This is a genomic window from Pararhizobium sp. A13 (assembly GCF_040126305.1).
Lineage (GTDB): Bacteria > Pseudomonadota > Alphaproteobacteria > Rhizobiales > Rhizobiaceae > Pararhizobium.
Genome location: NZ_CP149510.1, coordinates 4,029,735 through 4,054,787, shown reverse-complemented (window position 1 = coordinate 4,054,787; position 25,053 = coordinate 4,029,735). Strand labels below are relative to the sequence as shown.

Sequence of the window (25,053 nt, the reverse complement as noted above, 5' to 3'; positions counted from 1 at the left end):
CCCTTGCTGGTGTTAAAGGCTGTAGTTCAGCGGGACCCAACCGTAATTCGTGTCGTCCCGGCGCAGATGGCCTATGCCGGGAAATGCGATATGGGCGCCGGCAACCAGGTAGGCGCCGTCGGCGGCGTGCTCGAATGCCAGCTTGCGCGCAGCAACCGCCATCTCTTGGTTGACGTCGAAGGCGATCGCCACATCGGGCTCATCGAACTGTAGGACGTCGCCGTGCGTGACATCTCCCCAGAACATCAGCTTCTGGCCTTCGCTTTCGATCACGATCGCGCTGTGGCCCGGCGTATGGCCGGCCCTGAGCAGGGAGGCGAAGCCCGGCACGACCTCGGCATCGTCGCCGAAGATCTCGAATTTTTCCGCCTCGATGTAAGGCGTGAGGCAGGCGCGCGCCTGGGCGAATTGCTCCTTCACGGCTGCCGTCGCCTTCTTTTCCTCGTTCGGATCGAGCCAGAATTCGGCTTCGCGACGGTTGACGCGGACGATGGCATTGGCAAAGACGCGCTTGCCCTCGGCGACAAGACCACCGGAATGATCCGTATGGACATGGGTCAGGATGACATCATCGATCTCTTCCGGCTTGTAACCCGAGGATTGGATGTTGGCGACCAACCTGCCAAGCGTCGGGCCGAGAAAGGTGCCCGTACCGGCGTCGATCAGGACCAGCCGTTCGCCGGTATTGACGAGATAGGCGTTGACCGACGTTTCCGACGCGGCCCCCTGGAATGCGGCAGCGAGCGCTGCTTCCGCATGGTCGACAGTCGTGTTGGCATAGAGTTTTGCAAGCGGAAGGGCGACGGTTCCATCCGAAAGCGCGGTAACTTCGTAGGCTCCGACCTTCAGGCGGTAGTAGCCAGGCGCCTGGCCGCCTTTCAGCGGCGCTTTGGAAAAGGCGAGATCGGGAAGCGCCGCGGAAGAGGCGGCGGCGAGAAGGGTGGTGGCTGTTGCCTTGAGGACCGAGCGGCGGGTCGGCATGGTGGAACTCCTTGAGCAAGATATCGTGAAGGGGCCTTGCAAGCACCTGCCGAAAACGTAACTATGCGACCATCAGCAATCAAATCGATACTGGTCATGCAATCTATCGATCATTTCAATTTGCGGACCTTCGATCTCAACCTCCTCATTGCCTTCGATGCGATGATGGAGGAGGGGAGCGTCACGCGTGCTGCGCGGCGGCTGAAGATCGGCCAGCCGGCAATGAGCCATAATATCTCGACCTTGCGCATGCTGTTCGAGGACGAGCTTTTCATTCGCGTCGGCCAGACCATGCAGCCAACGGCGCGCGCCCGCACGCTGGCGGGGCCGATACGCAACGCCTTGAGACAGGCGCAGGCAGCTCTTCTTTCTGCCGATGTCTTCGATCCGGCAACAGAAAGCCGAGTGTTTCGCTTGGGCATGTCAGCCGAGGTGCAGCTTCTGCTTTTGCCGGATCTGACGGCACGGCTGCGCAAGCTTGCGCCCGGGGTGCGGATTCTCGCACGCGGTTGTCTGCCGGATCAGGTCGATGCGATGATCGATAGTGGCGCGCTCGACATGGCGATCGGCTGCACCTATTCGCGCGCCACGCGCCAGGTTTCGGAGGTGCTGTACGAGGCGGATGTGCAATGTTGCTACAACCCCGCTTTGCTTTCGCTCGGCGTTCCCGTCGGCCTGGACGACTATCTCGCTGCCGATCACGCGGTCATCTCGCAGAGCGAGAGCCTTCACGGCTGCGTGGAAGACGCGCTCGAATTTGCAGGAGCGGACCTCAATGTCGTTGCCGCCGGGCCTGATTTCATGTCAATCCTGTCGACGGCAAAGGCCAGTCCGGTGATCGCCACCATCTCCGCCCGGATCGCCCGCCGATACGCGTCTCTCATGGGGCTGGTCATCAGCCCCGTTCCGATCGACCTGCGCTTCCCGCCCGTGACCCTCGTCTGGCCTGCGCATGCCGGCAAGGATGCGGCGAGTGTCTGGTTGCGTGATCAGATCCGGGAGGTCTTCAGCCAATCCCAGGAATGGCCGACGCCCAAGATCGCCGCCCAGTAAAAAGGCCCGCAGCACGTGGCACTCGCGACGAAGACTGTCGGTGGCTAGCCACGTCCGCTTCGCTGACGCTCACCGTCCCTCTCGGTGCCAGGTGGCGGAGAGCACGAAGAGCAGGGCGGCAAGGCCGAGGAAACCGGCAAACAGCGACAGCGAATTGATGCCCTTCAGCACTGTCTCGTCGGTCATGCGCAGAGACATGCGCTGATCATCGGCGACGCGGACCGTGCCGCGCACCGGCAGGATCGGCGGCAGGTCCACCGGACCGTCGGCGTCGGCGAGACGACGCACCAGTCCCTTGGTCTTCTCCGCCCAGGGGGTGAGCAATTCCGTTGTCGAGATCGTTGCCTTGAACTCCGGCGCATCGACGCTGCCGACATGCACCAGCGTGTTGAGTTCGCCGTTGTTCACTTCGAACAGGCCGGTTTCCGTCGTGCGAACACTGGCCTTGTAGAGACCGGGCTCGGCCTCCTTGAGCGCAACCTCTTCCGTCTTGCCCGAAGGATAGGTCAGCGTCGCCATGCCCGGATCGCCGGCGATCGTCTGCCGGGCGATTTCCAGCGTTCGGCCGCTGGCATGCGCCGTCAGCGCTTCTTCCTCCAGCGCCGGTTCCTGCATCAGCCAGTGGGCAGTGCGGCGATAGAGCGAAACGCTTGGGCCGCCGCCTTCGAAGCCGCGCGCCCAGAGCCAGCCCTGGTCGGAGAGCAGCATGGCGACACGGCCCTTGCCGACCCGGTTGAGCACAAGTAGCGGCTTGCCGTCGGCTGCCTGCATCACGGTCTGGCCGAGCGGTCGGTCGACATCCACCGTGCGGAACCAGCGGCCCCAATGCGGCGGCTCGCTGTCGGCTCCTTCCAGCCCGCGCGTCACGGGATGCTTCTTTCCCTCGTCCGAAAGACGCGGATAAAAGGCCTTCTCGTTCACGTAGCCGGTCGGATTGGCGGGGAGAACAGCCGAAAGGGGTGTCGTCGCGATCGAATCATCGCCCGCGTGCTCTGGCCCGGCGGCGATCAGCAGCGCGCCGCCGTTTTCCACATATTGCGCGATATTGTCATAGTAGAGGATCGGCAGGACGCCTCGATGCTGGTAACGGTCGAAGATGATCAGGTCGAATTCCTTGATCTTTTCGACGAAAAGCTCGCGGGTCGGAAAGGCGATCAGGGAGAGTTCATTGATCGGCGTGCCATCCTGCTTTTCCGGCGGTCTGAGAATGGTGAAATGCACGAGATCGACGGCAGCGTCGGACTTCAAAAGATTGCGCCAGGCGCGCTCGCCGGCATGCGGTTCACCCGAAACCAGAAGCACCCGCAGGTTCTCGCGAATGCCGTCGATGACGTGAACGGCGCGGTTGTTGGCGTCCGTCACTTCCCCCGGGACCGTGGCGACGGCAAATTCGAGGATATTGTTGCCGCCGCGCGGGACGGTGAAGGTGAACGGCACGTCGGTGCCGGGTTCGGCCATTTCCCTGGCGATCTCGTTGCCGTTGAGGCTGATAGTCACTTCGGCGGTACCGCCGGGTGCTGCGCCGTCGTCAGCAATGCGGAAGGTAACTTTCTGTTCCTCGCCGACAATGCCGAAGCGCGGGCCGCTGACCACTTCGATGCGACGGTCGAACTCGTCCGGCTTGCCCGTGATCAGGCCATGGACCGGCGCATCGAAGCCGAGCGGCTGGTTGATATCGGGCACGTCGTGGATCTGGCCATCCGTGATGAAGACCGCGCCGCCGACGCGGGCGGGCGGCACATCGGCAAGCGCCGTCTGCAGCGCCGTGAAGAGCTTTGTCGAGGGCGTTTCGGTGTCCTCGTCATCGGCCGCCTCGACGATGCGGGCCTCGATTTGCGGGAATTTCGCTAGCCGCTGCTTGAGCGCCGCCAGCGCCGCATCGGTCATTTCACGCCGGCCGGCATTGCCCTGGCTCTGACTGCGGTCGACGACGACGCCGACGATGGTGGACAGCTGTTCGCGCTCTTCCTGAAAGAAAACCGGATTGGCGATCGCAAGCACCAGCGCCGCAAGCGCCGCCGTGCGGAACGCCGCACCGCGCACGCCGCGCCAGAACCCGAGGGCCGACAGGAGAGCGGCGATCAGCGCGAGGACGGCGATGAACGGCCAAGGAAGGAGCGGCGAGAAATCGAGTGTCATCCGCGCGCCCTCACTGGCCAAGCCGCTCTAGCAAGGCCGGGATGTGCACCTGATCGGCCTTGTAGTTGCCGGTCAGCATATACATCATGATATTCACGCCGGAGCGGTAGGCATATTCCCGCTGCTGCTCGTCCGGCGGCACGGTCGGCAGAAGCGGCGCGCCATTGCTGTCGATCGCCCAGGCGCCGGCGAAGTCGTTGCCGGTGATCATGATTGGCGAAACGCCGTCGCCCGAGCGGGCCGGCCTGCCGGTCGGCTGCGAGCCGTTGTCCGGCTGTGCTTCGATCCAGAGCGGGCTGCCGTTGTAGCGGCCCGGGAAATTCGACAGGAGATAAAAAGATTTGGTCAGCACATTGTCGGTCGGGACAGGCTCCAGCGGCGGAATGTCGAGATCGCCGAGGATCGCTTGCAGCCGCTCAGAATTCGGACTGGTGCCGGAGCTCGTTCCAAGCGAGGAGAACTGGTCGCGCGTGTCGAAGAGAACCGTGCCGCCGGCGCGCATATAGGCATCGATGCGGCTGATCGCCTGCGGGCTCGGCATCGGCGCGTTGGCGGAGATCGGCCAGTAGATCAGCGAGTAGAACGACAACTCGTCCGAAGCGATGTCGAGCCCGACGGGCGGGGCTGGTTCGAGCGTCGTGCGATAGGTCAGGAATTCGGTGAGGCCGGCCAGTCCGCGTTCGGAAAGGCGATCGACCTCGGCCTCGCCGGTGACGACATAGGCCAGATGGGTCCTGTCGAGCCGCCCGAGAATCGTCTCGTCGCCGGGCCTGCTGTCGTCGGCAAGCGACTGGCCGGGCATTGCAACAAGGCAACCTGCGGCCAACGCGATCATGATTGCCACGGCCGCCGGCATTCTCAATCGGGCAAAGGCCCCACCCATGAAGAGGACGAGGGCAGTGTCGATGAGCAGCAGAATGAGGGCGGCGGCAAACAGCGACGGTTTCAGCGACCAGGCTTCCGCGCCGATCAGCGGTTCGGCGGTGTAGGCCATTGGCAGGCCGGTCGCGTCGATCGGCTTCAACTGCGTGTCGCGGGGCAGGAGGTTGAGAGCCGTGAACCCTTCTTCCGAGCCGTAGAGACCGGGCGGGTTTTCGGCGTTGGAGACTGGCAGCTTGCCCGCCGTGATTTCCAGCGGCCGCGCCCGGCCGGTTTCGCTGATCAGCACGCCGTCGGCATTCAGCAGGCGGTAGGGCGTGAGCGTCTGGCCCTGCGCAGCACCTTCGCTCGCCACCCCGCCGCTGCGCGACAGTTGCACGCTCCGGCGCAGCATCTCGACGAAATCGCCGGAGATCGGCAGGTTCGACCAGGTCGCCTCGGCGCTGACATGGAACAGGATGATGCGGCCAGCCCCTTGCGCCTTTGTCGTGACAAGCGGCGTGCCGTCGGCGAGGCTCGCCCAGGTGCGTGATGAGAGATCGGCGGTCGGTTCGGCGAGCACCTGCCGCTTGACGAGGATTCCCTCGGGCCGCGGCATGCCGGCGAACGGGCTGAGCGCCGGATAGTCGGCCAGCGGTTGCGGTTGCGACCAGGACAGGGCGCCGCCGAGCGCGCGTTCGCCCTGACGCAGGGTGACGGGCACCAGCGGATCGTCGGCGGGCGCGGCGGCAAGGCGCGGCCCGGCGAAACGGATCAGCGTGCCGCCGTTCTCGATCCACTTGGTCACCGGCGCATAGGTCTCGTCCGGCAGGCGGCCGATGTCGGCCATGATCAGCATGGACGGCTTCTGCGCCAGAAGATCCGGGATCGCGACGGCCAGATCGGCTTCGTTCGGCTGGACGAGATCGGCATAGGGCGCCAGCGCCCGGTTGATGTAGTAGAGCGGCGACAAAAGCGGCTGCGACTGGTCGCGGGCCTCGCCGCTCAAGAGCGCCACGCGGCGACGACGGAAGCCGTCATCGAGCAGGAAGGCGCCGCCGGCGGTCGCCGCGCCGTCGATGGCGATGCGGGCGAAATCGTTGCGCAGTTCGAAGGGGGCGGCGAGCGTTCCCTTGGCCACACCTTCGCCGGCTGCGAAGGACAGCGAGCCGTTGGCGATCGCCCGTCCACGCGTGTCATAGGCGCTGATCGGCAGCGTGCGCGCGCTGGCGGTATCCAGGCGGCTGGCGCTGATCACCATGGAATCTGCGTCGTTGGCGGAGTTGGTGATGGCCACGGCCTGATCGCCGCTGCCTTCGATCAGGCGGAAGTTGGCGGGCGCAAGAGCCGCAAGCTCGGTCATCACCTTGTCGTCGCCGGCCTCCATGCCGTCGGTGAGGAAGGCCAGTGTGCCGGGCGTCGTCCCATCGAGAGCAGTCTTCAACGCGTTGATCGCAGGCAGCCGGTCAGGACGTAACGGCTGCGGTGAGGCGGCCGCCAGCCTATTACGGGCTGTGGCTGCCGAGCCTGGCACCGCGTTATGTTCGGTGTCGGCCGTGAAGACGATCGAGACCGGCAAATCCCTGGATTCCGCGTCGTCGATCAGAGCCTCGGCGGTTTCCACCCGGCGCTCCCAGTCCGTCGCTGTTGCCCAGCTATTGTCGATGACGAGCGCCAGCGGACCGCTGGCCGAGAGCGTATTCGAGCGCGGATTGAACACCGGATCGGCAATCGCGAAAATGATGGCGGCGGCCATCAGCATGCGCAGCAGCGTCAGCCACCAGGGGCTTTTCGACGGTGTCTCCTCCCGCTTCAGCACGCCTGCGAGAATTCTGAGCGGCGGAAACACCTCCACGATCGGCTTCGGCGGCGTCATGCGCAGCAGCCACCAGATCGCCGGCAGGGCGACCAGCGCCGCGAGCATCATCGGATTGGCGAAGACGAAGGGCAGGAAGCTCACAACTGGCCTCCATGGGTGGCGCGCCCGGGCATGCCGGAGAGATACATGTGGACCGCGACCAGCGCTTCGGAGGCGAGGTGGTCGGTTCGATGCGGCGTGAAGGTCCAGCCGAGATGGCGCAAGCTCTCGCCGAGGCTGTCGCGCCGGGCGAGATAGGCGCGGCGGTAATCGTCGCGGACGATTTCGGCGCGGCCGGCGGTCAGTGTTTCGCCGGTTTCCGGGTCGGTGAACTCGGTGCGGCCGGCATAGGGAAAGCTCTCCTCCGCCGGATCGGCGATCTCGACGATATGGCCGCGCATGCCGCGCCGGGCAAGCGGCCCGAGACGCGCCATGATCGTATTGGCGGGATCGAGAAAGTCGCCGATCAGCACAAGGTCGCTCACGGCGCGGATCATGCCCGTCTGCGGGAGACCGCCGGAGAGCGGCGTGTGCATCAACGCCGCCGCCAGCCGCTCGGCGGCATTGCGGGCCGAGACGGGCTCCATGACACCGGGACAGCCGATGCGCTCGCCGGAGCGGGCGAGAATTTCGGCCAGTGCCAGCATCAGCACCAGCGCTCGGCTTTCCTTGGAAACGGTGCCGAATTTCGACTTGTACATCATCGAGGGCGAGAGGTCGGCCCAGAGCCAGATCGTGTGGGCGGCCTCCCATTCGCGGTCGCGCACATAGGTATGGTCGTCGCGGGCCGAGCGGCGCCAGTCGATGCGCGACAGGCTTTCGCCGTCGCTATAGGGCCGGAACTGCCAGAAATTCTCGCCGATGCCGCGCTTGCGGCGCCCATGCCAGCCGGAGATCACCGTATTGGCGATGCGCTTGGCCTCGACCATGCAGTCCGGGATCAGCCGGGCGCGGCTCTGCGCGCGGGACAGGACCTCTCCGGACGGTGTCGGCTCGACGATGTGCCCTATGGCCGTCATTCATTATCCCTTGGCTTGCTTGACCAGGCCGGTGATGACGTCACGCACCGACATGCCTTCCGCCCGCGCCGCGAATGTCAGCGCCATGCGGTGCTGCAGAACGGGTTCGGCGAGCGCCATGATATCATCGATGGAGGGCGCGAGCCTGCCATCATAGAGCGCCCGGGCACGGGCGCAGAGCATCAGCGACTGGCCGGCGCGCGGACCGGGCCCCCAGGCGACATTCTTGTCGGTCGTCGCATTGCCGTTGCCGGGGCGGGCGGAGCGGACCAGCGCCAGGATGGCGTCGACCACCTTCTCGCTGACCGGCATTTGCCGGATCAGGTGCTGGATACCTTGAAGCTGGCTGGCATCGATGACGCCGCGGGCTTCGTTCTCGTACACACCGGTGGTTTCGAGCAGGATCTGCCGCTCGGCGGCAAGCTCCGGATAACCGACGTCCACCTGCATCAGGAAGCGGTCGAGCTGGGCTTCCGGCAGCGGATAGGTGCCTTCCTGCTCCAGCGGGTTCTGGGTCGCCAGCACATGGAAGGGCTGCGGCAGGTCGTTGCGCCGGCCGGCGACCGTGACGTGATATTCCTGCATGGCCTGCAAGAGCGCCGACTGCGTGCGCGGGCTGGCGCGGTTGATTTCGTCGGCCATCAGCAATTGCGTGAAGATCGGGCCGGGCACGAAGCGGAAGGACCTCCGGCCATTCTCGTCCTGGTCCATCACTTCGGAGCCCAGAATATCGGACGGCATCAGGTCGGGGGTGAACTGGATGCGGCTGGAATTCAACCCCAGCACCGTGCCGAGTGTAGAGACCAGCTTGGTCTTGGCAAGGCCAGGCACGCCGACCAGCAACGCGTGGCCGCCGGAGAGAACGGCAAGCAGCGTCTGTTCGACAACGCTTTCCTGGCCGAAGATCACCTTGCCCACTTCCTTGCGGATCAAGGCGATTTCGCCGAGTGCCTTTTCCGCGGCGGCGATGATCGCCCTTTCATCAACCGCGCCGTCTGTGGTTTTCATCACACCCATCATCTGTCTCCAGTGGCCGGCAACGGTACCGAATCGCGAAAAGCGCTCTTTCCGTCTCTGTTTTTCAATCTAAGCTCCGCTCGGTGGCTGACAAGACGCCGCCGAAGCACTATCTCGTGAAGCCAGTGGTCTATAATACGCAAGAATAGGGCCAAACGGGACGGAACGATGGCGGAAGCCCAAATACATCAGAGCGGCGACGCGGCAGGCCTTGCGGCGCTGATCACGCGCGCTGCCGGCCAGGCAGGCGGGCAAAACAAGGGATTGCCACCCGTTGACCGGTGGAATCCGCCCTTTTGCGGCGACATCGACATGGAAATCCGCGCCGACGGCACATGGTTTTACATGGGCACGCCGATCGGCCGGCAGCCGCTGGTCCGTCTGTTTTCCACGGTCCTGCGCAAGGACGAGGACGGCAGGACCTATCTCGTAACTCCTGTGGAAAAAGTAGGCATTCGCATCACTGATGCGCCTTTCGTCGCCGTCGAGATGAATAGGACGGAACGACAGGGTGAGCAGGTGCTGACCTTCCGCACCAATGTCGGCGACGTTGTCGAAGCAGGGCCGGAGCATGCACTGCGCTTCGTCATTCATGGCGAAAACCGCGAATTGAAGCCCTATCTGCATGTGCGCGGACGGTTGGAGGCGCTGGTTTCGCGTGCGGTGATGTATGATCTGGTTGAACTAGGCGAGACGGAGACGATCGACGGGGTCGACATGTTTGCCGTCCGCTCCGGCGGTGCGGTTTTTGCGGTCATGCCTGCCGATGAACTGGAAGCGCTGTCGATATGACGAATGTCCTGTTTTCAGCCGGTGAATTTCGCCGCAGAGCGCTCAGCCAATCCGGTAGCCCGGTCGAGGACGCCTGGCGCGAGCATGGCGACTTCCTGCTCAATCCGGAGGTCATACCCCATCTGGAAACGCTGAAGCTCAAGGATGCCGCCGTTCTCGTGCCGGTCATCGATGACGGTGCTGAAGCCCGCGTCATCTTCACCCAGCGCACCGCAACCATGCGCAAACATTCCGGTCAGGTCGCCTTTCCCGGCGGCGCCATCGATCCCGAGGACGATACGCCGGAGCGCGCGGCGTTGCGGGAAACCGAAGAGGAGATCGGCCTTGACCGGCGTTTCGTCGAGACCGTCGGCCGATTGCCGTATTACATGGCGATGTCCGGTTTCCGCATCACCCCGGTTCTTGCGGTCGTCCAGCCGGGCTACGATCTCGTGCCAAATCCCCAAGAGGTCGATGCCGTCTTTGAAGTGCCGCTGTCGTTTCTGATGAACCCGGAAAACCACGGCCGCGGCCGTGCCACCTGGCAGGGCGCGGAGCGGCATTTCTACCGTATGCCCTATGGCGACCGGAACATCTGGGGCATTACTGCCGGCATCGTCCGTATGTTGTACGAAAGGCTTTATGCATGACCTCCGTTGCCGCTGAAACCTGGTTTTCGGCGCCTGCGCTGACGCGCGTCTTCAATCTCCTCAATACTGATGGCGGCGAGGTCCGCGTTGTCGGCGGAGCCGTGCGCAACAGCCTGATGGGGCTTCCTGTCGCCGATATCGACATGGCAACGACGCTTCTGCCGGACGAGGTTATCGCCCGGGCCAAAAAAGCCGGCATCAAATCGGTCCCGACCGGCATCGATCATGGCACGGTGACGCTGGTGATCGAGGGCGCACCGTTCGAGGTAACGACACTGCGCCGCGATGTCGAGACTGACGGCCGCCGCGCCGAGGTGGCCTTCGGCACGGATTGGAAAGTTGATGCGGAGCGGCGGGATCTGACGATCAATGCGCTCTATGCCAATGCCAAGGGGGAAGTGATCGATCTCGTCGGGGGGCTTGCCGACATCGAAAAACGCAATATCCGCTTCATTGGCAAGGCCGCCGATCGTGTCGCGGAAGACTATCTGCGCGTGCTGCGCTTCTTTCGGTTCTTCGCTCACTATGGCTCGGGGCGCCCCGACGCGGATGGTCTTCGCGCCTGTGCGCAGGCGCGCTCCAAGCTGGCGACGCTTTCGGCGGAGCGAGTCTGGTCGGAGATGAAGAAACTGCTGGCAGCCAGGGATCCCGGCCGGGCGCTGTTGTGGATGCGCCAGGCGGGCGTCCTGAGCGAAATTCTGCCGGAAAGCGACAAATGGGGCATCGACGCCATCCCGGCCCTGATTGCCGCCGAGCAGGCATTCGGCTGGCAGCCCGAACCCCTGCTGCGGCTCGCGGCCATCGTGCCGCCGGATGCGGAGCGGCTGGACGCGATGGCGAAACGGCTGCGCCTTTCGAAAGCGGAAGCGGCCTTCCTCTCCGCGTGGGCGAAAGCACCGCGTCTGCCGGCCGTGATTGCGGATACGGCTTTCGCCCGGCTGCTCTATCGGCATGGTTCAAACGGCCTCGATACCAGCTTGAGGCTCGCTCTCGCCTCCTCGCGGCAAAAGGCGGAAAACGATCCGGCTCAACTCCCTGAAACGGCACGCCTTTGGGGATTACTGGGGCGAACGGAAAGCTGGCAGAAGCCGGTATTTCCTTTAACCGGTGCCGACGTGCTCGCCGCCGGAATTCCCGCCGGGCCGCGGGTCGGCGAAGTTCTGGCGATGCTTGAGGATCAATGGGTGGAAGGCAATTTCAATGCCGACCGGGCAACGCTTGCTGCCCGGCTTCAGTCGATGGTCTGAACGTCAGGCTGCCTTCGTTTCGTCAACGATGCGAGCCTTGATATTGTCAACCATGTTTTCGCGGATCAGGGTTTCGCCGTGTGCCTGGCGCATGTGCTCGACGGCGCGGCGGACGACTTCGGCGTCGCTGTCGGCGCGAGTGTGCCAGTCGCAGCCGGGCACGAGGGTCCCGCATTCAAACAATCGCATGATGCTCCTCCTTGCGTTTTGGGCGTTCCGCTTCGGGCTCGTCCGGCAAGCGAAATGCCGTCTACTATAACCGGAAATACCGTCGAATGGTTCCTCGATTGTGCAGGTCGCGTTCACGTTTCAGGCGTCCTACTCCATCGCAATAGAGGCAAGCCGCAGGCGGCCCTGTCTCGACATAGCCTTGAACCTTCCTTGTCGTAGTCACATTGTCGCCCGATCCGTCCTTACCTTGGCTGCGGGGTTATCCGCTCCGGAAAGGCGGCTAAAAGCTGCCTTGAGACTGACTAAAGGAAGGAAAGCATATGACTAAACGCCACATGCCGGTGGCAGCGCTGACCGCTGCCGCACTGAGCCTGATCGTCATCAACTCGCCGGCTTTTGCCCAAGGGGCCTCTGAACCGCAAGCCACGCAGCCGATGCAGAGCACAGCGCCCACCGCCATCAGCGACCAGAAGATCGAAGCCTTCGCCGTCGCCTATCTGCAGGTCGACAAGGTGCGGCAGGATTACGCCGCCAAGATCGGTGCGGAAAAGGACGCGACGGCCAAACAGAAGCTTCAGAACGAGGCCAACAAGCAGATGATCAACGCGGTCGAAAAATCGCCCGACATGTCGCTCGAGGAATACAAGACCATCATCACCGCGGCGCAGACCGATCCCGAAGTTGCAAAGAAAGTGCAGGAAAAATTACAGACAACGGCGCCCGCACAGTAGATCGGGCGGCCATGGGAGCAGGGCGGCAAATTCGGTCCTGCTCCAGCGCCTGCCGGCTGGAAACGGCCTCTGGCGGACTGTCGCCCAAGAAACCACTATAGAAATGTCCGGCTTTGATGCTATGCCTTCGTCTCCCTAAGACGTCCGCAAAGGCATGCCTTCCATCATGAGCTCTTCTCTCCAGCAGGAACTGATCGCCTCCATCCGCAACATCGCGGATTACCCGAAACCCGGCGTCATGTTCCGCGATATCACCACGCTTCTCGGCAATCCGCGTGCGTTTCGCCGGGCGATCGACGAACTGGTTCATCCCTTTGCCGGCACGAAGATCGACAAGGTTGCCGGGGTCGAGGCGCGCGGGTTCATCCTGGGCGGCGCGATGGCGCACCAGATGTCGGCCGGGTTCGTGCCGATCCGCAAGAAGGGCAAGCTGCCGCATGATACGGTGCGCATCGCCTACAGTCTCGAATACGGCATCGACGAGATGGAGATGCACCGCGACGCCATCAAGCCGGGCGACAAGGTCATTCTGGTCGATGACCTGATTGCCACCGGCGGCACCGCAGAGGGCGCGACCAAGCTGCTGCAGCAGATGGGCGCCGACATCGTCGCCGCCTGCTTCATCATCGACCTGCCGGAACTCGGCGGCCGCAAGAAACTCGAAGCACTGGGCGTCAAGGTGCTGACGCTCATCGAGTTTGAAGGTCACTGAAGTTCGCCCGTCAGGGAAACTCGATCACTTTGCTTTCGAACCGGATCACGGCCTCGCCGTTCTGGTTCTCACCTTCGCACAGGATGGTGTTGATCCGCCATCCCGACCGCGACTCCAGATCCTTGGCCGCAACGAAGGTGACGGAATAGGTGATCACATCGCCGGCAAAGACCGGCCGCAGCCAGCGCATGTCCCGGAAACCGGGCGAGGGGCCGAGCTTCGGCGGCTCTATCCCCTCAGCCGCCAGCCGTTTCATTTCGCCCAGCCAATACGGCACGAAACATTTCATCCAGCCAGCGCAGGTGTGCCAGCCGGAGGCGCAGAGGCCGCCGAAGAGTGATTGCCGCGCCGCTTCCTCATCGAGATGGAACGGTTGCGGGTCGAATTTTTCGGCGAAACGGATGATGTCTTCGGCGGTGAAGGCCACGCTGCCGATCGTCGCCTTTGTACCTCCGGGGTGAACGTCAGAGAGCCTCATGCGTCGCTTCCTGCAGGTTTGCAGCGGATCATATTGGCATACTCGCATATCGCTACCGTCTCTCCCCGCTGATTGATGACCTCGCCCCGCAACTGCACGATGCCAATCTCGGGTCGGGAACGGGATGTCCGCGCCTCGATGACCGTGCAGGTGCCCGACAGCGTGTCGCCGGCGAGCACCGGCTTCTTCCACTCCATGCTGTTGACGCCCGGCGACCCTTCGGATGCCGTCTGGTGAATATAGCTGTCGCAAAGCATGCGCATCATGATGGCGCTCGTGTGCCAGCCGGAGGCTGCAAGCCCGCCGAGAATGCTCGCCTTGCCGGCCTCCTCCGACAGATGCATCGGCTGCGGATCGAACTCGGCGGCAAAGGCGACGATATCCTCGGCCTCGACCGCCACCGGTTTGAACTCGAACCGTGTTCCGGCCGGAAAATCCTCGAAATGAAGCATGGGCAGAAGTCCTCCTACCGGAGCGTCTTAGCATCCCGGTTTGTCGCTGGAAACTGCGGGGAGGTCACCGATGTCAGTGCGGCATCGCCAGTTCCTGGCCGTTGATTTTCATCTTGCCGCTTTCATCGACCACGACGTTCCACATCTGCCGTCCATCGGATTCGGTCTTGGCGAACCCCTTGACCATCAGAAGCACAAACGCCGCTTGCCCAAACTGCGGAACGGCCTGGGCATTCTGCTGCAGATAGGAAATCGTCTTGTCGAAATCCCTTGCGTAGACTGTGACGTCGGTGTTTTGGCGCCCCTTCTGTTCAGGGTAGAGCGTCGTGGTGCCTGAGAGGCTGATATCGTAAACCGACGAGCGGGCAGAAACGTCCTCATATCTCATCGTCAACGCACCGCCCGGAAGGAAGATACGGCCAGCCGCGGCTGATTGCTCGTCTGTCAGGGGTTTTTCGGCGTTGAAATCGGCATGGTCCAGGAAGTAGCCGATCCCGCTTGCAAGGTTGAGGTTCTCGAAGGAGGCGCGAAAAGTAATCGTCTCCGGCAGTGCCGCGATGAAGGCCTGCGGCACGACGCCTGGTGGAACGGACGGCTTGTCGAGGACGATACCGAGGCCGGCTTTTGCACCATCTTTCAGGCCGTTCGAATTGATTGTGTAGCGCAAGGTCTCCGCGCCGAAGGTACCGGTGGGAGTGGCGACCTTGAAGTTTGCCACGTCGATGGATTCCAGCAATGCATCGAACATTGGCAGGTTCGCGCGGAAAAGTTCCTTGAACTGAGCCTGCTTCTCAGGGGCAATCGTGTTCGTTTTGACGTTGTCGAGCACGAAAAAGATCATGTCTTGAAGCGGTCTGTAAGCCAAGCCGTTCAGAGCGGCGTCAACGGTGACGCTGTCCGCAGAAAGATCAATGCGTGTTTTGGCCGGATCGATGACGGTCTCCGCGAAGGAACCCATCGCCGCGTTGGAGCGGACATCGATGGTATCGGCTGTTGCCCGCTTGCTGTCGATGATCGACTTCATCGTGCCGAAACGCGCCTCGACCGACTGCATGGGGGAGTTTGAGGTCATGAAGATGCCGTCGGCCGTCATTTCCGCGGACCTGAAATACAGAATATCGGGATCGTAGATGCCGTCCATGCGGAAGGCATTGATCTTGTAGCTGAAATCCGTCTTCTCGGTTCCGGCGGTGAATTGCCCCTTCACATCGAGATCTGCCGATTGGGAGAATTTCCACAATCCGTCCTCCAGTGGCTGGATCAGCGACAGAAAGGGTTTCAAACCGGAAATGCTGAAGGTCTTCGGATCTACATCCTTCAAAAGCACTGTCGGATCGAAAGTGACTTCATACTCCGTGGTGCCCGGCCGAACCTTGACCAGGCCGGATTTCGCCAGGCTGTCCGGCAGGTAGGAGGTGAATTTCTGCTCGAGCTGCTGGGCGCCCGCATGGGTAATCTCCGCGGCCAGCACCGGTTGCGTAACGAGCGCGGTGGAGAGCAGAAGTGCGGGAATCAGGCGCATCGAAAAAACTCCTCAAAATATGTCTTCCGGCAACATACAGCCGGCCATGGTGACGGCAAGCGTCTCCGATGGCCGGCGAAGGAGTTTTCGAAGAATCAGGTGTTGAAGCGGAAGTGGATCACGTCGCCGTCCTGGACGACATATTCCTTGCCTTCGTCGCGCGCCTTGCCGGCTTCCTTGGCGCCGGTTTCGCCGTTGAAGGCGATGTAGTCGTCATAGGCGATTGTGTTGGCGCGGATGAAGCCGCGCTCGAAGTCCGAGTGAATGACGCCGGCCGCACCCGGTGCCTTCGTGCCGCGCTCGATTGTCCACGCCCGGGTTTCCTTCGGGCCGACGGTGAAATAGGTGATGAGGTCGAGCAGCTTGTAGCCGGCGCGGATCAGTCGGTCGAGACCCGCTTCATGAAGGCCGAGCGCCTCGAGGAATTCCTTGGCTTCCTCTTCCGGTAACTGCGCGACTTCGGATTCGATCGCAGCCGAAATAACGACGGTTTCGGCGCCCTGTGCCTTTGCCATTTCCTCGACCGCCTTGGTGTGGGCGTTGCCGGAGACGGCGTCGCCCTCGGCGACGTTGCAGACGTAGAGTACCGGGTGGGCGGTCAGAAGGTTCAGTCCCTGCAGGATTATCTTTTCTTCGGCATCCAGCGTCGACAGCAGCGTGCGGACCGGCTTGCCGTCCTGAAGCAGCTTCAGGGCCGCGTCCATGACCGGCAGCAGCGTCATCGATTCCTTGTCCTTGGAGGCGGCGCGCTTGCGGGTCTGCTCGGTGCGGCGCTCGAGGCTTTCGAGATCGGCGAGCATAAGCTCGGTCTCGATCGTCTCGGCATCACCGACCGGGTTGATGCGGCCTTCCACATGGGTGACATCGTCATCCTCGAAGCAGCGCAGCACATGTACGGTCGCATCGACCTCGCGGATATTGGCGAGAAACTTGTTGCCGAGGCCTTCGCCCTTCGAGGCGCCGCGCACGAGGCCGGCGATATCGACGAAGGAAATGCGCGTCGGGATCAGTTCCTTCGACTTGGCGATATCGGCAAGCGCGCGCATCCGCGGATCGGGCACCGCCACTTCGCCGGTGTTCGGCTCGATGGTGCAGAACGGATAGTTGGCCGCCTGCGCTTGCGCGGTCTTGGTGAGCGCATTGAAGAGAGTGGACTTGCCGACATTCGGCAGTCCGACGATACCGCATTTGAAACCCATGGCCTTGAAACCTGTCCGATCGAATTCTGTTGCAGTGCCTTTTGCGGAAACTAGGCTCTAGGTCAAGCCTAAGTCCGATTTTGAAGGCTTTATAGGGTAAGCGGCAAAGTGGTGTGCCTTGCTTCAAAGCCCTTCGCTATGCAAAATGGTCGCTCCTCCATTCCCTGTAGTTAAAGGGCGGATTCCCGATGGCGGACAACGATACAGCACTCACACCGAAAACGAAGACCAAGCCGAGGCTGGCAAGGCCGAAGCTTTATAAGGTCATTCTTCTCAACGACGACTACACGCCGCGCGAATTTGTCATCATGGTGCTGAAAGCCGTGTTTCGGATGAGCGAGGAGACTGGCTACCGGATGATGATGACCGCCCATAAGCTCGGCGTCTGCGTCATCGTCGTCTGCGCCCGCGACATCGCCGAGACGAAGGCCAAGGAAGCGACCGATCTCGGCAAGCAGGCGGGCTTCCCGCTGATGTTCACGACGGAACCGGAGGAGTGATCCGTTCGCGCCTCAGATGCAGGCCGGCCGCCTGATCTGGAAGCCGGTCTTGTCTTGCACGAGGCCGCAGCCCTCATAGAATTTCAACGTTGCAGGGTCCTGCGAGCCGGTCAGAAGCATCACCTTGTAGCAGCCTGCTTGCCAGGCGTATTCGAAGGCATGCCGGATCAGCGCGCCAGCGTGGCCGCGCTTGCGAAATCGAGCGTCAGTGACGACGTTTTCGATGAGCGCGTAGGGCTTGCCGCCGCGGGTAAGGTTGGGAATGACGATCAGGGTCACGGTGGAACTGATCATCTCGCCCGAGAGACCGACGAAGACGGTCATACCGGGATGGGCCAGCATCTCGGCGAACTGCTCGATGGAAAGGTTCGGGTCCATCTCCGGATCATCCGGATGGAGATGCCGGTAGAGCGCAAGCAGCAGCTGTAGGTCGTTCTCCATGGCCGGGCGGATGGCGAAGTCACCAGCCGGCACAAGCTAGTCCCCCTTGTCGCCAAACAGTTTCTTCAGCATATCTGCCATCGGTCCGGTTGTCGGCAACTTCTTCGGCTGTGCGCTGTTGCGGGCCTGATGGATGTGGGATTTTCCCGCCGGTTTCGATGGTGCCGGCTCGGGCTCCGGTTTGCTGCCGGTGGCGAGCGCCAGCTTGTTCAGAAGCTGCGAATCCTCGCCTTTGACCAACATTGCAGCATTGTCCGCGAGAGCCTCGAGCAACGGTTCCAGCCAGACGCGATCGGCTTTGGCGAAGTCGCCGAGCACGTGGTTGTGCACCTGTTCCTTCGAGCCGGGATGGCCGATGCCGAGCCGCAGGCGGCGATAGTCTTTGCCGCAATGGGCGTCGAGCGACTTGATGCCGTTGTGGCCGCCGTGACCGCCCGCCGTCTTGATGCGGGCTTTGCCGGGCAAGAGGTCGAGCTCGTCGTAGATCGCCAGAATGTCCTTCGGCTCAAGCTTGTAGAACCGCATGGCTTCACCGACCGCCTCGCCCGACAGGTTCATGAAGGTTTGCGGCTTCATCAAAAGCACACGCTCGCCGCCGATCTCGCCTTCCGAGACCAGTGCCCTGAACTTCTTCGACCAGGGCGAAAAACCATGGTGCCGCTGGATCGCGTCGACGGCCATGAAACCGATATTGTGGCGGTGGCCGGCATATTGGGGGCCGGGATTACCGAGACCTGCGAAAATCAGCATGGATATATCTCTACCAGTCGGACAGAGCCGTCTTGCACCGCGTCGGAGCACGGAAGTCAACTGTTTAGCACAGACAACCCGTTATTTCCCATCTGGCGCCGTGCCGCCTGCGATCCGCTATTGGTCCGATCGCAGGCCGTATTTGGCGAAAATGCGGTCCTGGGTGCCGTTGGCAATCAATGTGTCGAGTTCTGCCTGCATCTTGGCAATGAGTTTGTCCGGCAGGGCGAGATTGCAGGCAAGGCCGTATAGTTTTCCCTCGAGCACGAGGGCGGATTCAAGCGGCTGACCTTGATCGCGCATGGTCTCGAAGGTCTTTTTGGACGTCATCATCAAGTCGATGCGGCCGCTCAGAAGCTTCTTCTCCGTCGTCTCCATGTCGGCGGCGAGATCGATCTTGGGGAAGTTGTTCTTTTTCAGATAGTTGGCAGAAAAATCCTCGCGCTGGGTGCCGACGGTGAAGCGTTTGGCTTCCTCGATATTGGCCGGATTGACGCCGGACCCGGCCTTGCGCACCATCACCATATGATCGGCAAGCAGGGGCTCCACCCATTTGAAACGCTTGTCGCGCTCGTCGTCATGGCCGGTGGTAAACAGGCAGGTCCAAGGCTGGTTTTCCGTCAGCGACAGCGCACGCGCCCAAGGAAGAATCTCGAGGGAATATTCCGTGTCGAGCGCCTTCATGATCAGTTCTGCCTGCTCGACCGACGCTCCTTTGACCGCACCGTTTTCGCTGAAATTATAAGGCGGATATTCCTCGGTCAGCAGTTTGAGCGTCTCGGCCTGCGCCGTGCCTGACAGGAGAAAAACGAGCGCGAAGGCGAATTGTCTCATATCTGTTTCTCTCTCATTTTCGTCATGCGCGGTTGGTAGCCTTCGCTTCTGATTCCATTTCCAGCATCAGTAACATATTTTCGATCGGCATCGGCCGGCTGAAAAGATAACCCTGACCGTAGTCGAGGCCGAGCTTGCTCAGCAGCTCCCACTGCTCCTTCGTCTCGATACCCTCGGCAACGACGGTGCAACCCATCTGATGGGAAATGGTGCGGATGCCCTTGATCAGCATCCGGCTCTTGCGGCGGATATCGGCGGTCCCCGTCGTCAGCGACCGGGTAAAAGATTGGTCGACCTTGACGATATCGACGGGGAAGCGGTTGAGGTAGCTGAGCGACGAATAGCCCGTTCCGAAGTCATCGAGCGCGATGCGGCAGCCGAATTCGCTCAGTTGCTTCAACACGGCATGGACGTCCGGATTGTCAAGCATCAGTACGGCTTCGGTGATCTCGATGACGATCCGGGCAGGGGAGATGTGGTGTTTCAGGAGCAACGCTGCGAGTTTGTGCGGCAATGTCTCCACGAACTGCGGCGGCGAGAAGTTGACGGCCAGATAGGTCGCCTCCGTTCCTTCGAGCTGGGTCAGCCGCGCAAGATGGCTGACCGCCTTTTCCAGCACGCGTTCGCCGATGCGGGCAATCGAGCCGGTTTCCTCGGCAATGCCGATGATCTTGGCTGGCGGCAGGATCCCCTTTTCCGGATGGTGCAGGCGCATCAGCGCTTCGAAGCCCGCGATGCGGCCGTCGGAAAGGCTGACAATCGGCTGCAGGTAAGCTTCGAACCAGTCTTCCTTCAAACCGGCCTCGATGTTCTGCTCCATCTCGTGGCGTTCGCGGGCACTGTCTAGCATGCTGATGTCGAAGACGAGCATGCCGTTCTTGCCGTCGCGCTTGCGGGCATACATAGCCATGTCGGATTTCAGGAGCAGTTCTGCGGCGTTGGCCGCGTGAACAGGATAAAGCGCGATGCCGATGCTGGCGCTCACCGAAAGCTCCGCCCCTTGGACGAGGATCGGCTCGTGCAGACTGGCACAGATGCGGTCGCCGATCTCGCTTGCCAAGGCTTCGACTCGCTCTGCATTGACCAGAATGGCGAATTCGTCGCCGCCGAGGCGCGACATGGTGTCGTCCGGCCGCAGTGTCGTGCGGATGCGGGCGACGACCTGGCGCAGCACCTCATCGCCGGCGGCATGGCCGAAATTGTCGTTGATCCACTTGAAACGGTCGAGATCGATGAAGATGCAGGCCAGTTCCGTTGTGGTCTCGTCGGCATTGCGGATGGCATCGTCGAGTGCTGCTTCGAAGCCCTGGCGATTGAGCAGGCCGGTCAGGTGATCGGTGATTGCTTGCGCATGGTTGCGGCTTTCGGCCTGCTTGAGCTCCGTGACGTCGGTCATCACGGACAGGGAGAGGCCGCCATGGTCGTCGCAGGTGGCACTCTTCATCTCCAGAATGAGCACCGTCATCGTTTCGCCGTTGGCCTTGATGAACGGGACGGTGACTTCGCAGATATTGGCATGCGTTGCGTTGCCGTTGCTGCGACGTGCGCGGTAGGTCTCGTGCCAGTGTTCGTCGACGAAATCGGTGAAGGTGCGTCCGATCACCTGATCGCGGCCATAGCCGGTGGCCATCAGCCAGTAGTCGCTGACGGCGGTGATGCAATTGGCCGTATCGAGCGAAAACAGCATCGAGGGCGTGAGGTTATAGATGTCGGTCGCTCGATCGTGCGCCAGCTTCAGCTCGGTCTCCTCGCGCTCCAGCCTGCTCTGCATCTCGTTGAAGTTATGGGCGAGCGTGCCCATTTCGTCGTCCGATGTCCAGTCCACGTGGTGGCGCGAACCGAGCCGCCGGGTCGCTTCGATGGCGGCTGTCAGGCGCATCAGCGGCCGGATCACGGTGATACGGTTTCCGAGGATGGCTGAGGCGAAAACCACGCCGACGGCGACGACCAGAATGGCAAAGACGGTGAGCTCGTCCTTGCTGAAGCGCGACAGCAGGCCGGGCGCTGCGACCCAGATTTCCACGGTGCCGACCAATCTTTGGCCATCCTGCGAATGGTAGAGGATCTCCTTTGCGAGGGTCTTGTGCGGCACGTTCGCATCGATGGGTACAGGGGGAATGTGTACGGAGATGGTTCCGGAGCTATCCTTGATGTGAACGCAGAGGACGTCGGCGTTGGCGCTCAGAGATTTTGCGATCTGCTCCGCCCCGTCGCCATCGAAATCCCAAAGGGGCTTGCCAAGTGCCTGGGCGCCGGCCTCCAGGAGGATCTGCGTGTTTTGCAGCCGTTCGCGGGCGACGCGCTCCGATGACAGGGTCAGGAAAAGCACGATGAGAGGGGCGACGAACATAAGCATCGCGCCACAGACAATGGCAATAAATCGGTTCTCGACAGAATGCATCATCGGATGCACCCGATCGTGCTGCTAGTCTCGCGTCCCATTAGGATTCTCGTACACTGAAGCCGGAATAATCCCCCGACGACAACACATCATGAAAGTCTTAAATGTTACTGAAATCGCAGGATAAAAAGTTTTAGTTGTAGTGCGGGTTAAAAATGGTGCCGCTGATGGCGAGCAACAAAAAACCCGCCCCATGGGAAATGGGGCGGGTCGTCGATCGAGCTTTGAAAGCGCCGATTACTCGGATGCGGTTTCGGCTTCTTCTGCTTCCGATACGCCGCCGGCCGGGGTGGCAATGGTGGCGATCGTGAAGTCGCGGTCGGTGATGACCGGAGTCGCGCCCTTCGGCAGCTTGATGTCCGAGATGTGGATGCCGTCGCCGAGCTTCAGGCCGGAAAGATCGGCCGTCAGGAATTCCGGAATGTCGCTGGCGGAAACCACCAGTTCGACTTCGTGGCGAACGATGTTCAGTACGCCGCCGACCTTGAGGCCCGGGGACTTTTCTTCGTTGACGAAGTGAACCGGAATTTCGACGGTGACCGTCGAGTCCTTGGTAACGCGCAGGAAGTCGACATGCATGGTGAAGTCACGGACCGGATCCAGCTGGTAGTCCTTCGGCAGGACGCGGATCTTCTCGCCGCCAACGTCGATCGTGGCGATCGTGGTCATGAAACCACCGGCGTGAATTCTCTGGGTGACTTCCTTCGTGGAGAGGGCGATGGAAATCGGTGTCTGCTTGTCACCGTAGATGACAGCAGGAATAAGACCGTTGCGGCGAAGTTCACGGGAGGACCCCTTACCAACCCGTTCGCGCGTTTCGGCCTTGAGCTCGTAGGATGCGTGGCTCATGGCAGTACCTTTCTGGTGTTTTTGGAGAGCTCATCCGCTTGTCTGTAAAAGACAGGATGAACCGAGGCCTTTGACCGCCTCATCCGCGTTTGCCTCCAAGGGTGTCTGCGCGGACGCGCGTCCATAACCGAGAACGCTGTGAAATGCAAGCAAGAGCGAGTTTTGCGGAAAAACCCGCGTGAAAGGGGCCCTACCTTCTCTTGCGCACGCCGCGTGCGACATCGTTTAGGGCTTGATAACCGTGCTCCGAGCAAGTCCGTACCACGTTAATCTCTCTTAGTGTTTACCTGACAGGGTGCGGCCACGCTTAAAACAGGTGTCCGATGCTCAAGATTCTTTCGTGTGTCGTAGTCGATCATGACTACGGCTTGCTCGCGCTTGCCGCTCTGGTGTGCGTTCTTGGTTCCGTACTGACGATGCGGCTCTATGCGCGTGTCAGGCGCACCGCCGGCGTGCAGAAGCTGAACTGGCTGTTCATGAGCGGGGTCATCGGCGGCTCGACCATCTGGACGACCCATTTCATTGCGATGCTGAGCTACAGGTCGTTGCTGCGGCATGCCTATGAGCCGATCCTGACATTGTCTTCGCTGGGCGCCGCGATCGGCATTACCACGCTCGGCCTGTTCGTGACCGCGATGCGCAAGACCGGCCCGACCATCGAACTCGGCGGCGCCATCCTGGGAGCAGGCATCGCCATCATGCACTATATGGGGATGGCGGCCTATCAGATCTCCGGCCGCATGGAATGGGACTTCGGCTTTTATCTGGCGTCGATTATTCTCGGCATGGGTTTCGGTGCCATCGCCGCCAGCCGGATCGCCCGTCCGGTAACGCGCTTCTGCAAATACGGCGGCGCGCTTGCCCTGATCCTTGCGATCGTCAGCACGCATTTCACCGGCATGACCGCATTGACGGTCCTTCCCGATCCGATGGTCCAGCCGTCCGCCGCTTTCATCCCCGACAACCTGCTGCTCGCCATGGTTCTCGCGATGATCTGCCTGATGCTCGGTCTCGGCGCCTCGACCTATATCATCGATCTGCATTCCAGCAATCTGGCGGCGGAGCGTTTCCGGCATCTGTCGCTCCATGACCCATTGAGCGGCCTGCCGAACCGCGTCGCTTTCGGCGAGCATCTCGATGACGTCATCCGGCGCCAGAAGGACGATACGGCCGGCGTCGCGGTGCTTTCGTTCGATCTCGACCGGTTCAAGGATGTCAACGACGTGCACGGGCATGCGGCAGGCGATGCCGTACTGCGCACGATCGCCGAGCGCATGTCCAAGGTTCTGGGCGAGGGTGAATTCATTGCCCGCATCGGCGGTGACGAGTTCATCGCTCTCACGTCCAATGTCTTCGTGAAGCAGGAGGTCAAGGCTTTTGCTTCACGGTTGATCGCCGAAATCGTCAAGCCGGTCGAGTGGCAGGGCAGGACCCTTTTGGTCGGGACCAGCGTCGGCATTTCGCGGTTTCCGGTCGATGCCCGCAATCAGGAGGAACTTCTCGCCCAGGCGGATCTTGCGATGTATCGCGCCAAGGCAGCCGGGTCGAATTCCATACGGGTCTATGAGCCTTCGATGGACGACGCCGCCCGCAACCGCAGTGTTCTCGCCATGGATATGCGCCTGGGTATCGAGCGCAACGAATTCGAACTCTATTATCAGTACCAGAACAATTCGCTGACCCGGGATGTCATCGGGTTCGAGGTTCTGTTGCGCTGGCATCATCCGGCGCGCGGCATGGTGCCGCCCGCGGAGTTTATTCCGGTCGCCGAGAAGAACGGTTTCATTCACCAACTGGGAGACTGGGTGCTGCTGACGGCCTGCCGGCAGGCGTCGTCGTGGGCAAATCCGATCAAGATTGCCGTCAATGTTGCGCCGGCTCAGCTTGCCGATGCCAACTTCCCGGCCCGCGTCGGCGAAATTCTTGTCGAGACCGGTCTCGATGCATCTCGCCTTGAGCTTGAAATCACGGAGTCGGGGATTATTGCCGACCAGCAACACGCGCTGAATATCATCAGTCGCCTGAAAGGGCTTGGCGTCAAGATTGCCATGGACGACTACGGTACGGGTTACTCGTCGCTCTCAACCCTGCAGAACTTTCCGTTCGACAAGATCAAGATCGACCGTGCCTTCATCAATGGGGTGACGAGCAATCGGCATTCGGCGGCGATCGTGCGCTCCACCATCATCCTCGCGCAAAGCCTCGATATTCCGGTCCTCGCCGAAGGCGTCGAGAGCGAAGAACACATGGAGTTTCTCCGCAGTGAAGGCTGCCTCCAGGTGCAGGGCTATCTGTTCGGCAAGCCGATGCCGATCGGCCAGATCGAGCATGTGGTCAACAGCGCTCCCGTCGTTCTGGCCGCCTCCGGGAATGCGGAAGAAATGCTGGTTCGGGATCGTTCCGCAGCGGCGGCCTGACCG

Annotated in this window: 23 protein-coding genes; 8 read left to right on the top strand and 15 right to left on the bottom strand. The window is 61.8% G+C overall.

What is annotated here, in order from left to right:
- Window positions 1-12: 12 nt before the first annotated feature.
- Entirely contained in the window at window positions 13-981 is a 969-nt protein-coding gene (locus WI754_RS19825) for an MBL fold metallo-hydrolase (protein WP_349435145.1), read from the bottom strand.
- 96 nt (window positions 982-1,077) lie between these two features.
- Between WI754_RS19825 and WI754_RS19820 the strand changes: the two genes are divergently transcribed.
- Window positions 1,078-2,034, top strand: a complete 957-nt coding sequence (locus WI754_RS19820; protein ID WP_349435143.1) for a LysR family transcriptional regulator — start codon at window positions 1,078-1,080, stop codon at window positions 2,032-2,034.
- A 69-nt stretch (window positions 2,035-2,103) separates the two neighbouring features.
- On the opposite strand, the gene WI754_RS19815 is transcribed toward WI754_RS19820, so the two are convergent.
- The 4 genes from WI754_RS19815 to WI754_RS19800 are packed head-to-tail and all read right to left on the bottom strand — an operon-like array spanning window position 2,104 to window position 8,925.
- Window positions 2,104-4,173 (bottom strand): hypothetical protein, encoded by a 2,070-nt coding sequence (locus WI754_RS19815; protein WP_349435141.1) that lies wholly within the window; start codon window positions 4,171-4,173, stop codon window positions 2,104-2,106.
- A gap of 10 nt (window positions 4,174-4,183) precedes the next feature.
- On the bottom strand, window positions 4,184-6,958 hold the full coding sequence (locus WI754_RS19810; RefSeq protein WP_349437884.1) for a DUF4159 domain-containing protein: 2,775 nt from the start codon (window positions 6,956-6,958) through the stop codon (window positions 4,184-4,186).
- A gap of 29 nt (window positions 6,959-6,987) precedes the next feature.
- Window positions 6,988-7,908 (bottom strand): DUF58 domain-containing protein, encoded by a 921-nt coding sequence (locus WI754_RS19805; RefSeq protein ID WP_349435140.1) that lies wholly within the window; start codon window positions 7,906-7,908, stop codon window positions 6,988-6,990.
- 3 nt (window positions 7,909-7,911) lie between these two features.
- Window positions 7,912-8,925, bottom strand: a complete 1,014-nt coding sequence (locus tag WI754_RS19800; RefSeq protein ID WP_349435139.1) for a MoxR family ATPase — start codon at window positions 8,923-8,925, stop codon at window positions 7,912-7,914.
- A 168-nt stretch (window positions 8,926-9,093) separates the two neighbouring features.
- Between WI754_RS19800 and WI754_RS19795 the strand changes: the two genes are divergently transcribed.
- The 3 genes from WI754_RS19795 to WI754_RS19785 are packed head-to-tail and all read left to right on the top strand — an operon-like array spanning window position 9,094 to window position 11,593.
- A complete protein-coding gene (locus tag WI754_RS19795; protein WP_349435137.1) occupies window positions 9,094-9,717 on the top strand; it encodes a DUF1285 domain-containing protein in 624 nt (207 codons plus the stop codon).
- Window positions 9,714-10,346, top strand: a complete 633-nt coding sequence (locus tag WI754_RS19790) for a CoA pyrophosphatase (RefSeq protein ID WP_349435135.1) — start codon at window positions 9,714-9,716, stop codon at window positions 10,344-10,346. Before WI754_RS19795 ends, WI754_RS19790 begins: the two co-directional genes overlap by 4 nt.
- A complete protein-coding gene (locus WI754_RS19785) occupies window positions 10,343-11,593 on the top strand; it encodes a CCA tRNA nucleotidyltransferase (protein WP_349435134.1) in 1,251 nt (416 codons plus the stop codon). The genes WI754_RS19790 and WI754_RS19785 overlap by 4 nt, the downstream gene beginning before the upstream one ends.
- 3 nt (window positions 11,594-11,596) lie before the next feature.
- Here the strand turns inward: WI754_RS19785 and WI754_RS19780 are convergent, their stop codons facing one another.
- Window positions 11,597-11,782: a DUF1059 domain-containing protein gene (locus WI754_RS19780; RefSeq protein ID WP_349435133.1), complete on the bottom strand. Its 186-nt coding sequence runs from the start codon at window positions 11,780-11,782 to the stop codon at window positions 11,597-11,599.
- Between the two features lie 302 nt (window positions 11,783-12,084).
- Between WI754_RS19780 and WI754_RS19775 the strand changes: the two genes are divergently transcribed.
- Both WI754_RS19775 and WI754_RS19770 read left to right on the top strand, forming a co-directional pair.
- Window positions 12,085-12,495 (top strand): DUF4168 domain-containing protein, encoded by a 411-nt coding sequence (locus WI754_RS19775; protein ID WP_349435132.1) that lies wholly within the window; start codon window positions 12,085-12,087, stop codon window positions 12,493-12,495.
- A 166-nt stretch (window positions 12,496-12,661) separates the two neighbouring features.
- Entirely contained in the window at window positions 12,662-13,207 is a 546-nt protein-coding gene (locus tag WI754_RS19770; RefSeq protein ID WP_349435131.1) for an adenine phosphoribosyltransferase, read from the top strand.
- 10 nt (window positions 13,208-13,217) lie between these two features.
- Here the strand turns inward: WI754_RS19770 and WI754_RS19765 are convergent, their stop codons facing one another.
- From WI754_RS19765 to ychF, 4 genes are all read right to left on the bottom strand, one after another.
- Window positions 13,218-13,685, bottom strand: a complete 468-nt coding sequence (locus WI754_RS19765; protein ID WP_349435130.1) for a MaoC family dehydratase — start codon at window positions 13,683-13,685, stop codon at window positions 13,218-13,220.
- Window positions 13,682-14,137 carry a MaoC family dehydratase gene (locus WI754_RS19760; protein ID WP_349435129.1) on the bottom strand — a complete coding sequence of 152 codons (456 nt, stop codon included), beginning with the start codon at window positions 14,135-14,137 and terminating at the stop codon, window positions 13,682-13,684. Before WI754_RS19760 ends, WI754_RS19765 begins: the two co-directional genes overlap by 4 nt.
- A 73-nt stretch (window positions 14,138-14,210) precedes the next feature.
- The gene (locus WI754_RS19755) at window positions 14,211-15,659 is read right to left on the bottom strand and encodes a hypothetical protein (protein ID WP_349435128.1); all 1,449 of its coding nucleotides are present in this window, start codon (window positions 15,657-15,659) and stop codon (window positions 14,211-14,213) included.
- A 95-nt stretch (window positions 15,660-15,754) separates the two neighbouring features.
- A complete protein-coding gene (gene ychF, locus WI754_RS19750; protein ID WP_349435127.1) occupies window positions 15,755-16,858 on the bottom strand; it encodes a redox-regulated ATPase YchF in 1,104 nt (367 codons plus the stop codon).
- Window positions 16,859-17,046: 188 nt separating this feature from the next.
- Here ychF and clpS point away from each other — a divergent pair, with 188 nt between their 5' ends.
- Window positions 17,047-17,358, top strand: a complete 312-nt coding sequence (clpS, locus tag WI754_RS19745; RefSeq protein ID WP_349435126.1) for an ATP-dependent Clp protease adapter ClpS — start codon at window positions 17,047-17,049, stop codon at window positions 17,356-17,358.
- Between the two features lie 12 nt (window positions 17,359-17,370).
- Here clpS and WI754_RS19740 read toward each other — a convergent pair whose 3' ends face one another.
- The 5 genes from WI754_RS19740 to WI754_RS19720 all read right to left on the bottom strand — a co-directional run bounded on the left by WI754_RS19740 (window position 17,371) and on the right by WI754_RS19720 (window position 22,633).
- Complete coding sequence (locus WI754_RS19740; RefSeq protein WP_349435125.1) at window positions 17,371-17,832, bottom strand: GNAT family N-acetyltransferase; 462 nt, start codon at window positions 17,830-17,832, stop codon at window positions 17,371-17,373.
- A gap of 3 nt (window positions 17,833-17,835) precedes the next feature.
- A complete protein-coding gene (gene pth / locus WI754_RS19735) occupies window positions 17,836-18,549 on the bottom strand; it encodes an aminoacyl-tRNA hydrolase (protein WP_349435124.1) in 714 nt (237 codons plus the stop codon).
- Between the two features lie 117 nt (window positions 18,550-18,666).
- Window positions 18,667-19,383: a transporter substrate-binding domain-containing protein gene (locus WI754_RS19730; protein WP_349435123.1), complete on the bottom strand. Its 717-nt coding sequence runs from the start codon at window positions 19,381-19,383 to the stop codon at window positions 18,667-18,669.
- Window positions 19,384-19,405: 22 nt separating this feature from the next.
- Complete coding sequence (locus tag WI754_RS19725; protein ID WP_349435122.1) at window positions 19,406-21,787, bottom strand: EAL domain-containing protein; 2,382 nt, start codon at window positions 21,785-21,787, stop codon at window positions 19,406-19,408.
- A gap of 234 nt (window positions 21,788-22,021) precedes the next feature.
- A complete protein-coding gene (locus tag WI754_RS19720; RefSeq protein ID WP_349435121.1) occupies window positions 22,022-22,633 on the bottom strand; it encodes a 50S ribosomal protein L25/general stress protein Ctc in 612 nt (203 codons plus the stop codon).
- 323 nt (window positions 22,634-22,956) lie between these two features.
- Between WI754_RS19720 and WI754_RS19715 the strand changes: the two genes are divergently transcribed.
- A complete protein-coding gene (locus tag WI754_RS19715; RefSeq protein WP_349435120.1) occupies window positions 22,957-25,050 on the top strand; it encodes an EAL domain-containing protein in 2,094 nt (697 codons plus the stop codon).
- Window positions 25,051-25,053: the final 3 nt, after the last annotated feature.